The organism is Bacillus sp. AF62 (genome assembly GCF_050312695.1).
In the GTDB taxonomy this organism is placed as follows: Bacteria; Bacillota; Bacilli; order Bacillales; family Bacillaceae_G; genus Bacillus_A; species Bacillus_A cereus.
This window is the reverse complement of the sequence record NZ_JBNPJZ010000289.1, coordinates 1-299: the sequence shown is the minus strand read 5'-3', so window position 1 is coordinate 299 and position 299 is coordinate 1. Positions and strand designations below refer to the sequence as shown.

Sequence of the window (299 nt, the reverse complement as noted above, 5' to 3'; positions counted from 1 at the left end):
TCCTAACGGACGGTTTGAAGTGGGGGCTTCTCGGTTAGTCGTTACTTTTGGTAGCTAACGAATTCGTCCTAAGACAGGCGAGCTAACGCCCTGAACCTTTTGTACGTCTTGATAATACTCGTTGAGCATTTGCTAATCGGTCTAACATTTCGCGATAGAACCTAGGATAATTGGCTCTCTCATCCTCAGAACTGACGTATAATTGATCCATCGCAAAGTCTGATCCAACAACTGTTTCTACTTCTTTTTGTACGATCTCTTTTTCGTATTCAGTCAAAATGGACACATAGTATTTACCA

1 pseudogene is annotated in these 299 nt (G+C 41.8%); it reads right to left on the bottom strand.

Annotated elements, in window-relative coordinates:
* Positions 1–85: 85 nt before the first annotated feature.
* Positions 86–299: pseudogene (locus ACQRBL_RS32780) on the bottom strand (RNA-guided endonuclease TnpB family protein); the annotation flags it as partial.